Origin of the sequence: Streptococcus cuniculipharyngis (assembly GCF_007859195.1) — a bacterium.
Taxonomy (GTDB): Bacteria; Bacillota; Bacilli; order Lactobacillales; family Streptococcaceae; genus Streptococcus; species Streptococcus cuniculipharyngis.
Genome location: NZ_VOHL01000003.1, coordinates 95,191 through 110,075 on the forward strand (window position 1 = coordinate 95,191; position 14,885 = coordinate 110,075).

General features: G+C 40.1%; 15 protein-coding genes. 13 read left to right on the plus strand and 2 right to left on the minus strand.

Annotated features, from left to right (window positions below; genetic code table 11):
• The 13 genes from pth (at position 1) to FRX57_RS05415 (ending at position 14,184) form a co-directional block, all read left to right on the plus strand.
• On the plus strand, positions 1–570 hold the full coding sequence (pth, locus tag FRX57_RS05355) for an aminoacyl-tRNA hydrolase (RefSeq protein WP_146567434.1): 570 nt from the start codon (positions 1–3) through the stop codon (positions 568–570).
• Positions 563–4,069 carry a transcription-repair coupling factor gene (gene mfd, locus FRX57_RS05360; RefSeq protein WP_146567436.1) on the plus strand — a complete coding sequence of 1,169 codons (3,507 nt, stop codon included), beginning with the start codon at positions 563–565 and terminating at the stop codon, positions 4,067–4,069. The genes pth and mfd overlap by 8 nt, the downstream gene beginning before the upstream one ends.
• Positions 4,032–5,543, plus strand: coding sequence for an oligosaccharide flippase family protein (locus FRX57_RS05365; RefSeq protein ID WP_186600833.1), 1,512 nt, complete (start codon positions 4,032–4,034; stop codon positions 5,541–5,543). Before mfd ends, FRX57_RS05365 begins: the two co-directional genes overlap by 38 nt.
• 26 nt (positions 5,544–5,569) lie before the next feature.
• Positions 5,570–5,842 carry an RNA-binding S4 domain-containing protein gene (locus FRX57_RS05370; protein WP_146567441.1) on the plus strand — a complete coding sequence of 91 codons (273 nt, stop codon included), beginning with the start codon at positions 5,570–5,572 and terminating at the stop codon, positions 5,840–5,842.
• Positions 5,829–6,200 (plus strand): septum formation initiator family protein, encoded by a 372-nt coding sequence (locus FRX57_RS05375; protein WP_146567443.1) that lies wholly within the window; start codon positions 5,829–5,831, stop codon positions 6,198–6,200. The genes FRX57_RS05370 and FRX57_RS05375 overlap by 14 nt, the downstream gene beginning before the upstream one ends.
• A gap of 5 nt (positions 6,201–6,205) precedes the next feature.
• Positions 6,206–6,313 carry an SP_0009 family protein gene (locus FRX57_RS05380; protein WP_146567445.1) on the plus strand — a complete coding sequence of 36 codons (108 nt, stop codon included), beginning with the start codon at positions 6,206–6,208 and terminating at the stop codon, positions 6,311–6,313.
• 13 nt (positions 6,314–6,326) lie between these two features.
• Positions 6,327–7,613, plus strand: coding sequence for a serine hydrolase (locus FRX57_RS05385; RefSeq protein ID WP_146567447.1), 1,287 nt, complete (start codon positions 6,327–6,329; stop codon positions 7,611–7,613).
• A complete protein-coding gene (gene tilS, locus FRX57_RS05390; protein ID WP_146567450.1) occupies positions 7,613–8,890 on the plus strand; it encodes a tRNA lysidine(34) synthetase TilS in 1,278 nt (425 codons plus the stop codon). Before FRX57_RS05385 ends, tilS begins: the two co-directional genes overlap by 1 nt.
• Positions 8,884–9,429: a hypoxanthine phosphoribosyltransferase gene (gene hpt / locus FRX57_RS05395; RefSeq protein ID WP_146567452.1), complete on the plus strand. Its 546-nt coding sequence runs from the start codon at positions 8,884–8,886 to the stop codon at positions 9,427–9,429. Before tilS ends, hpt begins: the two co-directional genes overlap by 7 nt.
• A gap of 21 nt (positions 9,430–9,450) precedes the next feature.
• Positions 9,451–11,409: an ATP-dependent zinc metalloprotease FtsH gene (gene ftsH, locus FRX57_RS05400; protein ID WP_146567454.1), complete on the plus strand. Its 1,959-nt coding sequence runs from the start codon at positions 9,451–9,453 to the stop codon at positions 11,407–11,409.
• Between the two features lie 103 nt (positions 11,410–11,512).
• On the plus strand, positions 11,513–12,901 hold the full coding sequence (locus FRX57_RS05405) for an APC family permease (protein WP_146567456.1): 1,389 nt from the start codon (positions 11,513–11,515) through the stop codon (positions 12,899–12,901).
• Positions 12,902–13,102: 201 nt separating this feature from the next.
• Positions 13,103–13,732: an NAD(P)-dependent oxidoreductase gene (locus FRX57_RS05410; RefSeq protein ID WP_146567458.1), complete on the plus strand. Its 630-nt coding sequence runs from the start codon at positions 13,103–13,105 to the stop codon at positions 13,730–13,732.
• Between the two features lie 8 nt (positions 13,733–13,740).
• The gene (locus FRX57_RS05415; RefSeq protein ID WP_146567460.1) at positions 13,741–14,184 is read left to right on the plus strand and encodes an Rrf2 family transcriptional regulator; all 444 of its coding nucleotides are present in this window, start codon (positions 13,741–13,743) and stop codon (positions 14,182–14,184) included.
• Between the two features lie 90 nt (positions 14,185–14,274).
• Here the strand turns inward: FRX57_RS05415 and rpmG are convergent, their stop codons facing one another.
• On the minus strand, positions 14,275–14,424 hold the full coding sequence (gene rpmG, locus FRX57_RS05420; protein WP_146567462.1) for a 50S ribosomal protein L33: 150 nt from the start codon (positions 14,422–14,424) through the stop codon (positions 14,275–14,277).
• Between the two features lie 15 nt (positions 14,425–14,439).
• The gene (rpmF, locus tag FRX57_RS05425; RefSeq protein WP_146567464.1) at positions 14,440–14,622 is read right to left on the minus strand and encodes a 50S ribosomal protein L32; all 183 of its coding nucleotides are present in this window, start codon (positions 14,620–14,622) and stop codon (positions 14,440–14,442) included.
• Positions 14,623–14,885 lie beyond the last annotated feature (263 nt).

The window sequence follows — 14,885 nt, forward strand, 5'->3', positions numbered from 1 at the left end:
ATGGTAAAAATGATTGTTGGTCTGGGTAATCCAGGCTCAAAATATGATAAAACAAGGCATAATGTTGGCTTTATGGCGGTTGACAGACTTGTAAAGGACCTTGACGTGACCTTTACAGAAGATAAGAATTTTAAGGCTTGGATTGGTTCAGTCTTTATCAACCAAGAAAAGGTTTATTTTGTCAAACCAACGACTTTTATGAATAATAGTGGTCTAGCTATCAGGGCACTCTTGACCTATTATAATATTGCTGTCAGTGACCTGTTGGTCATTTATGACGATTTGGATATGGAAGTGGGTAAACTCCGTTTTCGTCAAAAAGGATCTGCTGGTGGTCATAATGGTATTAAGAGTATTATTGCCCAGCTAAAGATGCAAGAATTTGACCGTGTCAAGATTGGCATTGGCCGTCCTAAGGCACAGATGACAGTGATTAATCATGTCTTGGGTACTTTTGACCCAGAAGATGAAATCACCATGTTAAATACACTTGACAGGGTTGACAAAGCTGTCAATCATTACTTGACAACAAAAGATTTTGAAGATACGATGAGACAATATAATGGTTAAACAAACAATTATAGATTTATTTTCAAAAAATAAACTGATTCAAGACTGGCTGGATGCTCAATCAGTCAATCGGCAGTTAGTGATGGGATTATCTGGGACAAGTAAACACTTGGCCATGGCTAGCTATTATCAAAAACACCGTGGAAAATTAGTTATCTTGACGGCCAGTCATCATGAAGCAGAGCAACTAACGGAAGAATTAGCTAGCTTATTAGGACCAGACCATGTTTATCCTTTTTTTGCTGATGATGCTATCATTGCTGAATTTCTTTTGGCCTCACAGGAAAAGTCACGGAATCGGTTAGAGGCCTTAAATTTTCTTTTGAATGACAGCGAGTCTGGTATTTTGGTACTGAGTTTAGCGGCTAGTCGAATTTTACTTCCCAAGCCAGAGAATTTTGTCAAAAGCTTAGTTAGCCTAGCAGTTGGGCAGGACTTGGAGCAAAGTCAGTTAGTTGAGAGATTAAGCCAATTAGGGTATGAAAAAGTCTCTCAGGTTACGAGTTTAGGTCAATTTAGCCAGCGGGGAGATATCGTTGATATTTATGATATTTGTACAGATGAGGCTTATCGGATAGAATTTTTTGGTGATGAGATTGATGGGATTCGCTCCTTTGATAGTCAGACTCAGAAGTCGCTAGAAAATTTAGAAGAGATTAACATCAGTCCAGCCAGTGAAATAATCCTGTCATCTGAAGATTTTGAACGAGCTGTTAGTCGTTTAGAAACTGAACTAGAGCAGGAAGGAATAGATCAGCAAACTTATTTAGAGGATTTTTTATCTGTGACGAGAAGAGGTCATCGTCATCAAGATATTCGACAATTTTTAGCCTATTTCTATGACCAGCAGTGGACCATTTTGGATTATCTCCCTCCTCAGACTCAATTGTTCTTTGATGATTTTCAAAAATTAGTTGATCGTCATGCCAGGATAGACATTGAAATGGCTAATTATTTGACAGATAATTTACAAAACTGTAAAGCTTTGAGTAAACAAACTTACTTAGCTGATGTCTTCACTACTCTGAGACAGTACCAACCGGCCACGTTTTTTTCTAACTTCCATAAGGGGCTAGGGAATATGAGGTTTGACAAACTGTACCAATTGACTCAGTACCCTATGCAGGAATTCTTTAATCAATTTCCTCTTTTAATTGATGAAGTGAATCGTTACCTTAAATTGGGAGCAACGGTTATTTTACAGGCTGATTCAGAAGCTAGTTTACAACAGTTGCAAGAAACATTGCAATCCTATCAACTAAACCTGCCCATTGTAGCTCCAACTGAATTACAGGAGGGGGAGGCGCAGCTGACCCTGGGTCATTTAGGACATGGTTTTTATTTTGCAGATGAAAAGCTGGCCCTTGTGACCGGTAAGGAAATTTTCCATAAAAAGATTAAGCGACGGATACGACGTCAGCAGATTAGTAATGCTGAGCGTTTGAAGGATTATAATGAACTTAATCAAGGGGATTTTGTCGTTCATCATGTTCACGGTATTGGTCGTTATTTGGGGATTGAAACCATTGAAATTAGGGGAATCCATAAGGATTATTTAACGATTGAGTATCAAAACAAGGATAGGATCTCTGTTCCGATTGAGCAGATTGACTTACTATCTAAATATTTAGCTAGCGATGGTAAGGAACCTAAGCTCAATAAGTTGAATGATGGGCGTTTCAAAAAGACCAAGCAAAAAGTTGCTAAGCAGGTTGAGGATATTGCTGATGACCTCTTGAAACTTTATGCTGAGCGAAGTCAGTTGGAGGGCTTTGCCTTTTCGGAAGATGATGATAACCAGAGGGAGTTCGACCAGTATTTCCCTTATGCAGAAACAGAGGACCAACTTCGCTCAATTCAGGAAATTAAGCTAGATATGCAAAAGAGTCGTCCTATGGATCGATTGCTAGTGGGGGATGTTGGTTTTGGAAAAACCGAAGTTGCTATGCGGGCAGCTTTTAAAGCGGTTAATGATGGCAAGCAGGTGGCTATCTTAGTTCCAACAACGGTTTTGGCCCAGCAACACTATACCAATTTTAAGGAGCGGTTTGAGGATTTTGCAGTTGAAATTGGACTATTGAGTCGTTTTCAAACTAGGAAGGAGCAGATTGACACCATTGTCAAGTTGGGTAAAGGTCAGATTGATATTCTTGTAGGCACTCATCGACTACTTTCCAAAGATGTGGTGTTTGCTGATTTGGGGCTTTTGGTGATTGATGAAGAGCAGCGTTTTGGTGTCAAGCACAAGGAACGTCTGAAGGAATTAAAAAATAAAATTGATGTTTTAACCCTAACTGCTACTCCAATTCCGCGAACCTTGCACATGTCCATGCTGGGGATTAGGGATTTATCCGTTATTGAAACCCCACCAACCAATCGTTATCCGGTTCAGACCTATGTTTTGGAAACCAATCCCAGCCTTGTTCGTGAAGCCGTTTTGCGTGAGATGGATCGAGGGGGGCAAGTTTTTTATGTTTACAATCGGGTTGACACCATTGAGCAAAAAGTTGCTGACTTGCAGGAATTATTACCTGAGGCCTCTATAGGTTTTGTGCATGGGCAGATGAGTGAGATTCAGCTAGAAGACACCTTGTTAGAGTTTATTGATGGGGTTTATGATGTTTTGGTAGCCACGACGATTATTGAGACCGGAGTCGATATTGCTAATGTCAATACGTTGTTTATTGAAAATGCTGATTATATGGGTCTGTCAACCTTGTATCAATTGAGGGGACGTGTTGGCCGCAGTAATCGGATTGCTTATGCTTATCTCATGTACCGTCCAGATAAGATTTTGACGGAGGTGTCTGAGAAACGATTGGAAGCCATTAAGGGGTTTACAGAGCTTGGCAGTGGGTTTAAAATTGCCATGCGTGATTTATCAATTCGTGGGGCAGGAAATATTTTAGGTGCCTCTCAGAGTGGGTTTATTGATTCAGTGGGATTTGAGTTATATTCTCAATTATTGGAAGAAGCCATCAATCAAAAGCAAGGAAAATCTCAGATTCGTCAGAAAGGGAATGCAGAGATCAATCTACAACTAGATGCCTATTTGGCTAGTGACTATGTTAAAGATGAGCGACAGAAAATTGAAATTTATAGACGCATTCGCGCGATTGATGATCAACAAGATTATGACAGTTTACAGGATGAACTAATTGACCGTTTTGGTGATTATCCTGATGCCGTTGCTTATTTATTGGAGATTGCCTTAATCAAGGCCCATTTTGATCATATTTTTGTAGAATTGGTTGAGCGCAAGCAAGGAGCATTGATTGTTCGTTTTGAGCGGGTCATTCAGTCCATCTTTCTGACTCAAGATTACTTTGAAGGATTGTCAAAAACCTCGCTTAAAGCTAGAATCAGTGAGATTGATGGAAAAATAGAGGTTATTTTTGACATCCGTCATAAAAAAGAGTACGAGGTGTTAGAGGAATTGAAGAAATTTGGAGAGGCTTGTCGTGACATTAAAGCAAGAAAAACTGCTACAAGAAGCTAAGACAGCTAGCTTACTGGTTGGGTTGAGTAGTTTAGTTTCAAAGATTTTAGCTGCTATTTATCGGATTCCCTACCAAAATTTGGTTGGTGATAGGGGATTTTATGCCTATCAACAGATTTATCCGTTTTTAGCGATTATTACAGCTTTAGGGTTGACTGGCTTTCCAAATCTAATCTCTAGTTTATTACAGAAGTCATCCAGTCGCCATCTAGTTAGTTTTCTTAAGCTATCAACCATATTTTCTTGGGTGACTGCTAGCTTAATGTTATTGGGGCACCAAATCTTAGCGAATTGGATTGGCGCCAGTAGGTTAGGGCCCGCCTTTATTTGGGTGGCAGCTACTTTTTTTATAACACCTTTTCTATCGTTTTATAGGGGAATTGATCAAGGACAAGGGAAGTTAAGAGTGACAGCCCTGAGTCAGGTTGTAGAGCAGGTGGTTAGGGTTTTAATCATTATTGTGGCGGCTGCTTGCTATCTTGTTTACCGTTGGGACATTTATCAAACAGCCAACCTAGCTGCTTCTGGAAATTTTTTTGCTAGCCTAGTTACAGTAGTCTATTTAGCCTATCAGTCTAAGGAAAATCCTTTGCCCTTGTTAGCTCAGAGGGGCATGTCTTTGGCAGAGCTTGGGTCGGCTGCTATTCCTAGTCTTGTATTTACCTTGTACGCCATGTATCTTTTGTTGTTTCAACTGATTGATGCCTTCTTGGTAAAAAACATTCTGGTTGAACAAGGTATGGCAAATCAATTAGCTGAGGCCCTAAAAGGGGTTTATGACCGCGGACAACCATTGCTTCAATTTGGCCTGTTAGTGACGACGGCCTTGTTTACCAGTTATCTTCCAAAACTAACCCAACTCTATTTGGCCAATGAGAAAACCTACGAGTTGGAACGTCAGCGATTTTTTGAAGTGATTTTTTACCTTAGCTTGACCATAACCGTTGGCTTTTTAAGTGTCCTTCCTCAGGTTAATCAAGTTCTCTTTACAGATCGACAAGGCTTATTAGCCCTTAGCCTCTATAGTTCCTTGATTTTCTTAGCCAGCATGGTGCAATATTTTCATCACCATTGTTTTATTGTCGGTCAACATCGGTCGTCGCTTCTCTATTTGTTTTTAGGGGTGTTACTTAAGTTGCTAATAACGGGCCCATTGACTGGATTTTTTGGGATTGTTGGCAGTAGTTTGTCAACATGCCTAAGTCTTGTCTTTGTTTTGTTGGCCTATGTCCGTCAGGTGCCTGTGAATTGGGCTAATCTAGTCAACGGAAAATTTTATTTGGTTTTATCCATCATGGGGTTACTAGTTTTTGGTTTGACACAATTCTTACCTCAAGACTCACGTATCTGGGCCTTTATGAGTTTACTGCTGTCAACAGGCTTAGGTGGGGGAATTTTTCTCTTATTAAGTTATCATTGGCAGGTTTTTCCGGACAGTTTGTGGTCATTTCTACCATTTTTTCATAAAAAATGATAGAATGAAAAGACACGAGGTGAGTTATGAGATTAGATAAATATTTGAAAGTATCGCGGATTATTAAGCGTCGCCCGGTTGCTAAAGAAGTGGCTGACAAGGGCAGGATTAAGGTAAATGGTATTTTAGCGAAATCGTCAACTGATTTGAACATAAATGACCAAATAGAGATTAGATTTGGTAACAAACTATTGACAGTACGTGTTTTAGAAATGAAAGACAGTACCAAAAAAGAAGATGCCCTCAAGATGTATGAGATTATCAGTGAAACAAGGATAGAAGTAGATGGCCAAGCCTAATATTGTACAAATCAATAATCATTACATCAATGATGAAAATCTTCGTAAGCGTTATGAAGAGGAGGAGACTCGGAAACGTCATCGTTTCATGGGGTGGATGTTGATTGGGATGATGCTGCTTTTTATCCTTCCTACCTATAATTTGGTCTCTACTTACATGAAGTTGCAGGAAAGACAGGTGGAAATTCGTCGTCTGGAAAAAAAATACCAGTCTTTAATCTTAGAAACAGATGCAGAAAAATTGTTAGCCAAAAGATTGAAGGACAAGGCCTATGTGGAAAAATATGCGCGTGCCAAATATTATTATTCCAAAACAGGTGAAACCATCTATGCCATTCCAGAATTATTACCGAAATAGATATTATGGATCATTTAATTGAAACAATTGAAAAATTTTTGTCTTATTCTGAAGAGAAGTTGGAAGAACTAGCTCAGAAAAATCAAGATTTAAGGGAGGAAAAGACGAACTAGAAAGGAGTTGGGTGTGAAAAAACTGCTGTTATTATTTATTTTACCTGTTTTTTTGTCACCTTTAATCCTAGATAGTGGTGAGTTTGATTTCCCTTTAACTCAAGGGCAACGCTATCAATTGTCAGCGCAGGTAGGGACCTTATATAGTTACTTTGACCATCTTCCCAAAAATCCTAGTTTGTATCAGGAGACAGTGGTCTATGCAGACAAGAACCTCAAGCAGGTCAAGGCAATGATAAGTCCAGCTGATTCTCTAAAAATCAAGTCTCTGAGTTTGAATCAGAATCTCACTCCAGTTTTTGAGCTGGCAGATGGCAGTTACATTGCGGCCAGTAAATTTCTGATATTTGATGATATTGTTTTAGAGCAAGTAAAAGTTGACCAGGTTTATTGGACCAAAGAACAGTTGACTCTTTACGAGTCTCCGTATGTCTTTGGCGTCCCAGCTAAAACCCATCAATTAAAAGCTTATCTTCCTGTCAAGGTGGTGAGTCAAGCAAGGACTCAGCATGGTACCTATTTGGAAATTGAGGGTCAGGGCTGGGTTAATCAAAATGATTTATCTAGCCTGGATAATCGGATTGAGAAGGTTCAAGCCATGCTTGAGCAGAAATACAAAAAAGCAAATTATGGCATCTATGTCAAGCAGCTGGCCACCCAACAAGTTGCGGAAGTTAACCAAGATTTAGAAATGTATTCGGCGAGTATCACCAAACTTCCCATTCTTTATTATGTAGAAGAAGAGTTACAAAATGCCCAGTTCAAGTTAGATGACCGCCTGCTTTATACCGAAGAGGTTAATCAATTTAAGGGGGCTTATGATGCCAGTGGCAGCAGTAAACTCAGCCTAATAGCCGATAATAAAGATTATAGTGTCGAAGAGTTGCTAAAATATGTGGCGCAAAATTCGGATAATGTGGCTAGTAATCTGTTGGGGTATTACTTAACCAATCAGTATGATGCTAGCTATCGTCGAGACATCAAAAGGTTAGCGGGTAGGTCGTGGAGCATGATTGATAAAAAGGCTACTGCTCAAATGGCTGGTCGAGTCATGGAAGGTCTCTACTATCAAAATAGCCCGGTGTTAGACTACCTTTCTGAGACGGAGTTTGATAATCAAAGGATTTCTAAGGATATTTCTGTTCGAGTTGCCCATAAAATTGGTGATGCCTATGACTACAAACATGATGTTGCGATTGTCTACGCATCGTCCCCATTTATTTTGTCCATCTTTACAGACAAGGCAAGTTATGATGATATCACGGCTATTGCTAATGATGTTTATGAGATATTGAAGTGATGTATGAAAAATTATTGGCCCATGTGCAAAAAAATGGTTATTTTAAAAATCATCGTCAGGTTTTGATTGCCGTATCTGGTGGAGTAGATTCCATGAATTTACTTCACTTTTTGCATAATTATCGGGAAAAATTAGAAATTAATCTCGGTGTAGCCCATGTTAATCATGGCCAAAGAGCGGAAGCGGCAGTAGAAGCAGAGTATTTGGCAACTTGGGCAAAAGAAAAAGGCCTTGCCTTTTATCAGGCAAACTTTTCGGGACCTTTTACAGAGGAGCGAGCGAGAAATTTCCGCTATGATTTTTTTAAAAAGGTAATGGCAAAGGAATCGTATACAGCCCTGGTGACTGCTCATCATGCTGATGATCAAGTTGAGACTGTCTTCATGCGTCTTTTGCGAGGAAGTCGGCTTCGTTATCTGAGGGGAATACAGCCTGTTCAGAAGTTTGGCCAGGGAGAATTGATTCGTCCTTTGCTAGCTTTTGCTAAAAAAGATTTACCAGAAGTTTTTCATTTTGAAGATTCGTCCAACCAGTCGTTGACCTATTTCCGTAATCGTGTGAGGCAGCAGTACCTGCCCTTATTAGAGCAGGAAAATCAACAAATCAGAAAACACTTGGTAGATGTTTCACATGAAACATCGCTCTTATTTGAAGCTTTGGCCAGCCTAACCCAAAAGATTGAAATGGGAAATTGTCAGGCTTTTCGGCAAGAAAGTCCGGCAGTTCGCTATTTTTTACTGCAGGAGTACCTCCAACAATTTCCAGATTTAGCCCTATCAAAGAGTCAATTTAATCAATTATTGGCGCAACTGTCTTCTACTAAAACTTACGATCATTATTTAAAAAATGGCTACTACTTTAGCAAAACAGTGGACAGGTTTAAGATTAGTCGCCCTAGTCTACCAAACGTCAAGCATCAGCCTATCCTTTTGCCCTATCAGGGGCACGTCAGGTTTGGTCAATTTAACTTGCAGTGGTCACCTGATCAGGCTATTTTAGATGGTTTAGTTGTCACCAGTCGTTCTCCTATCCAGTTACGCCAAAGGCAAGCAGGGGATGTCTTGGATTTTGGCACTTATCATAAAAAACTAGGTCGATGGTTTATTGATGAAAAAATTTCAAAGGACGAACGAGAAAAGGCTATTGTAGGGGAACAGGATGGAAAAATTATTTTTGTGTTTACGAAAGACAGAACATATTTGAGAAAGTCTAGCAAAAATGATATAATTGAGGGTATCATATTTATAGAAAAAATAGAAGATGGTGGCACATGTTAGAACAAGATATTAAAAAAGTCCTTTACACTGAAGAGCAGATTATCGCTAAATCAAAGGAACTTGGTCAGTTGTTGACTAAAGACTATGCAGGAAAAAATCCTCTTCTAGTTGGTATTTTAAAAGGCTCAGTTCCCTTTATGGCAGAATTGATGAAACATATTGATACCCACATTGAAGTAGATTTCATGGTGGTTTCCAGTTATCATGGAGGAACAACAAGTAGTGGAGAAGTGAAAATCCTAAAAGACGTGGATACCAATGTTGAAGGACGTGAGGTTATCTTTATCGAGGATATCATTGACACTGGTCGTACGTTGAAATACCTGCGGGATATGTTTAAATATCGTCAAGCCAAGTCTGTTAAAATCGCAACGTTATTTGATAAGCCAGAAGGACGTCAGGTTGAGATTGAAGCAGATTATGTTTGCTACGATGTCCCCAATGAATTTATTGTCGGTTTTGGTTTGGATTATGCGGAAAACTACCGTAACCTGCCTTATGTCGGCGTTTTAAAAGAAGAAGTCTATACACAACAATAGAAAAGGTCTACTAAGTTTTATATGAGAAATAATAAAAATAATGGACTGGTTAGAAATGCTTTTGTCTATATTTTACTGATGATTATTCTAGTAACTGCTGGACAATATTACCTAAGAGGCAGTTCTGCTCAGAGCCAACAAATTAATTATTCAACCCTACTGAAAAAAATTGAAGCTGGTGAGATTAAAAAGTTAAATTATCAACCAAGCGGTTCCGTGATTGAAATTTCAGGAGAATATAAAAAGGAAGAGGAAGTCAAGTCCCCAACGACTTTCCTTGGCAGCAGCTCGACTAAGGTCAGCCGTTTCACATCGCTAGTTTTACCAAGCGATACTTCCCTTCAATCTATTGAAGCAGCTGCTAAGGCAGCCGGAACAGAGTTGACAGTTAAACCAGAAAGTTCAACCGGAACTTGGGTGTCAATTTTGGCTAGTTACTTCCCTATCCTGATAATGGTTGGTTTCTTCATGATGATGATGCGTCAAGGTGGTGGTGCCAGCGGTGCCATGAACTTTGGTAAAAATCGTGCAAAAACCCAAAGTAAGGACAATGTTAGCGTGCGTTTTTCTGACGTGGCTGGTGCGGAAGAAGAAAAGCAAGAATTGGTGGAAGTGGTTGATTTCCTACGTAATCCCAAGAAATACAAGGACTTGGGTGCTCGTATTCCAGCAGGTATCTTGCTTGAGGGGCCTCCAGGAACTGGTAAGACTCTTTTAGCCAAGGCTGTTGCTGGTGAGGCAGGTGTTCCATTCTTTAGCATTTCAGGTTCGGACTTTGTTGAAATGTTTGTCGGTGTTGGTGCTAGCCGTGTTCGTTCTCTCTTTGAAGATGCTAAAAAAGCTGAGAGAGCTATTATCTTTATTGACGAGATTGATGCTGTTGGTCGTCGTCGTGGCACAGGTATTGGTGGGGGTAATGATGAACGTGAGCAGACCCTCAACCAACTTTTAATTGAGATGGATGGTTTTGATGGTAATCAAAGCATTATCGTGATTGCCGCAACCAACCGGAGTGATGTTCTTGACCCAGCTCTCCTTCGTCCAGGTCGTTTTGACCGTAAGGTCTTGGTGGGTTATCCTGATGTCAAGGGCCGTGAGGCGATTTTACGTGTCCATGCTAAGAATAAACCCTTAGCTGATGATGTTAACCTCAAGGTGGTTGCTGAACAGACCCCTGGTTTTGTCGGCGCTGACTTGGAAAATGTCCTCAATGAAGCAGCCCTGGTTGCAGCCCGTCGCAATAAGACAAAAATTGATGCCAGTGATATTGATGAGGCTGAGGATCGTGTGATTGCCGGCCCATCTAAGAAAGATAAGAAAGTTTCCGAGAAAGAACGTCAACTGGTAGCCTACCATGAAGCAGGTCACACTATTGTTGGTTTAGTCTTGTCTAGTGCGCGTGATGTTCATAAGGTAACCATTGTGCCACGTGGTCGTGCAGGTGGCTATATGATTTCTCTGCCAAAAGAAGATCAGATGTTACATTCTAAGGAAGAAATGAAAGAACAGTTGGCCGGTTTGATGGGTGGCCGTGTTGCAGAAGAAATTATCTTTAATGTGCAAACAACAGGGGCATCCAATGACTTTGAACAGGCCAGTCAAATGGCTCGTGCCATGGTCACTGAGTACGGCATGAGTGATAAGCTTGGTCCTGTCCAATATGAGGGGAACCATGCCATTCGAACAGGTCAAGTGAGTCCTGAGAAATCCTACTCACAACAAACCGCCTTGTTAATTGATGAAGAAGTCCGTGACTTGCTCAATGAAGCTCGCTATCGTGCAGCGGATATTATCAATAGTCATCGTGAAACACATAGGCTGATTGCGGAAGCCTTGCTCAAGTATGAAACCTTGGATGCAGCCCAAATCAAGTCTATCTATGAAACTGGGAGCATGCCAGAGGTGACAGAGGCTGATGAAGAAGCTGTTCGTGCCCTATCTTATGATGAAATCAAGGAAAAAATGTCTGAAAAAGACTGACTTAAAAACTGAGGGTTTTCTCAGTTTTTTTGCTATTTGCAAGCCCCTTTACTTTATGATAAAATGAGATAGTTTTGAATTACATGAGATAAAGGAGACAGTTATGTCAATGTTTAGGACAAAGTCAACTGATGTTAGACCAACAGAGTTAAAACGTCATTTGAATTTGGGAAGCCTGATTTTACTGGGGATTGGTACCATGGTTGGTACAGGTATCTTTACCCGTTCGGGAGCGGCTATTGCAACGGCTGGCCCGGCTTTGATGATTTCTATTTTGATTGCCGCAGTGGCTGTTGGTTTGTCAGCCCTGATTTATGCTGAATTTGCCTCACGCATTCCAAGAGGTGGTGGTGCTTATAGTTATATTTATGCCACTCTTGGTGAATTTCCTGCTTGGATGGCGGCCTGGTTTGTGGGTCTAGAATTTTTGACTGCAGTGGCAGGTGTGTCATCTGGTTGGGCGAGTTATTTGAAAGGACTTTTGGCTGAGATTGGGATCCAGTTACCTTTAGCTCTTAGTGGTGTTAATCCTGCTGAAGGCCAGTATGTTGATGTGATGGCCCTCTTGGTTGTTGTTTTGGTGACTGGCTTAGTCTTGCTTGATTCGCAAAAATCTTTACGATTTAATAACTTTTTGGTTATTTTGAAATTTTCAGCCCTAGCCCTCTTTTTAATGATTGGTGTCTTTTATGTTAAGCCTGCCAATTGGTCTAATTTTGCACCTTTTGGCTTTGGTCAATTAGTCGGCGGTCAGACAGGGATTATGGCTGGTGCAGCAACCATGTTTTATGCCTTTCTCGGCTTTGAGGCCATGCCAATGGCTATTGATGAAACCAAAAATCACCAAAAAACTATGCCCAAGGCCATTGCCATTGCAGTTGGTAGTGTGGCTGTGCTCTATGCCTTAGTGACCTTAGTGTTGTCAGGCTTGGTGAATTATACAGAATTGAATGTTGGGGATGCAGTAGCCTTTGCCTTGCGTCAAGTCGGTCTGGGCTGGGCCGCTAATTATGTGGCGACGGTGGCTATTTTAACCTTAATTACGGTTTGTATCTCCCTTTTATTTGCCTTGGCTCGTCTGACCTTTACCCTTAGTCAAGATGGTCTGTTGCCAAAATCATTCAGTAATGTCAGTGAAAAAAGTAAGGTGCCAGTCAATGCGACCATTCTTGCCGGTATTATTTCAGCCTTGATGGCAGGATTTTTCCCACTCAATACCTTGGCAAACTTAACCAGTTTGGTAACCTTGATGTGTATGGCCATGTTGCCAATTGGTTTGATGAAATTAAGAAGGGAAACAGGTGCCCCTCAGGCAGGTCAGTTTACCGTACCAGCAGCACCGCTAGTTTCAGTTCTTTCCTTTGTCATCTGTCTGTTTATGATTGGTCAGATGGATGCTGACACTTGGAAAGTCTTTACGGTTACCATCATTATTGGTATCCTAATCTATTTTTTCTATGGTTACAAGCACTCAAGCTTAACTAAAAAATAGTAATAAGACCCCAAATTACAAGTTAATTTGGGGTCTTTTATTATTCATATTGGACAGGTCTAGTTAACTCGTTTACCAAGCATTTGAAAAAATCTCAAAAGTTGTAAAAAAGTTATTGACAAGAAGTTGATAATAAGATATATTAATAAACGAAAACTTGTAAAAAAAGTTTTTACAATATATTTTTTGGAGGAAAAGAAAATGAAAATAGCAGTTGTAGCAGCAAATGGTAAAGCAGGTCGTTTGATTGTGAAAGAGGCAGTGGATCGTGGTCTTGATGTCACTGCAATCGTTCGAGAGGAAAATGAAACTCTTGCACCAAATTTTATTCAAAAAGATGTTTTTTCTTTGACGGCTGATGATTTGCGTAATTTTGATGCAGTCGTCGATGCAGTAGGTGCCTGGACAGCAGATACCGTACATATTATTCCTGATGCCGCTAAACATTTGACAAAAATCTTAAAGGATAGCAAAACACGTTTAGTTGTTGTTGGTGGAGCAGGTAGTCTGTATGTTAATCCAGAACACACCCTTACTGTTGCAGATGTGACAGAATTTCCTGAAGAAGCGTTACCTGTTTTGAATGCTCACAAAGAAGCTTTAGAAACACTTCGTCAGATTGATGATGTGGATTGGACTTATGTTAGCCCAGCTGGTGATTTCCAAGCAGATGGAGAGCGAACAGGCAACTATATTCTTGGCGGCGAAGAACTTGTTTTGAATAGTAAAGGGGAAAGTAAGGTGTCTTATGCTGATTATGCCATTGCTATTATTGATGAAATTGTATCAGGAAATCATCTCAAAGCTCGTATCAGTGTGGTCAGCGAATAACCTTATCTATGCAAATATCAAATAAATTTACGATTGCCATTCATGCTTTAGCCTTTATCCAATTATTTCAAGACCAGCAACAAGTGACCAGTAATGTCTTGGCCAATAGTATTCAAGCCAATCCTGTAATTATCAGGTCGGTTCTATCTGGTTTGAAAGGAGCAGGAATTGTTGATGCCAAACAGGGAAGCAGGGGCTTTCGCTTGGCAAAATCTCTTGATGAGATTAGCCTTTATGATATTTTTGTCACGGTCGATAATATTGATAAAACAGGACTATTTAATTTCCATGAAAATCCTCATCCTGATTGTATTGTTGGGGGAAATATTCACGCCGCCGTGGATGATAAACTGTTACAAGTTCAGACAGCTATGGAAATGGAATTAAAAACAATCTATATGTCAGATGTCTTGTCAGATTTGGAAAAAGCCATTAACTTGTCCGATAAATAAAAGCAAACCCATAGAAAAGGTTTGTTTTTTATCATGTTTTACTATACGACAGTAAAAAAACACCCAACCAAGAGGCTGGGGTTGATGTAACTATTTAACTTCGGTAAAGAGAACATGTTTACGAAGTTTAGGCGAATACTTTTTAAGTTGTAGACGATCTGGATTGTTGCGTTTATTTTTAGACGTAAGGTAAAGACGCTCCCCAGACTCTTTGTGTTCAAGTGTAATATTAACGCGCATGATAACTCCCTTCTATTATTGCTCAGCGGCAGCCTTTGCAATCTTGCGACCCTTATAGTATCCTTTAAGAGATACACGGTGAGAACGGGAATAGTCTCCAGTAGATTGGTCGAAAGCTACATTAGGAGCAGCGAGTTTATAGTGAGTACGACGTTTGTTCTTCTTAGCCTTAGACGTACGACGAGCAGGAACAGCCATGATAGACTCCTTTCGATGATAAAGATATTAGTATAGTGTGATAACAAGTCACTGGAAGTAATGTTATCACAAAGGGCTAATGAAGTCAAGTAGACTTCCTTGACAAGGGAGCAGTCGTAGAAAAAAATAAAAAAACTCAAAAAAAGTGTAAAAAGTTATTGACAAGTGGAAGTAGGTTTGATAGAATATAATAGTTGTCGCTTGAGAGAGCGGATAGGACCATTGAGAACTGAATAAGACGAACCAAGTGCGGGTTATGGAAA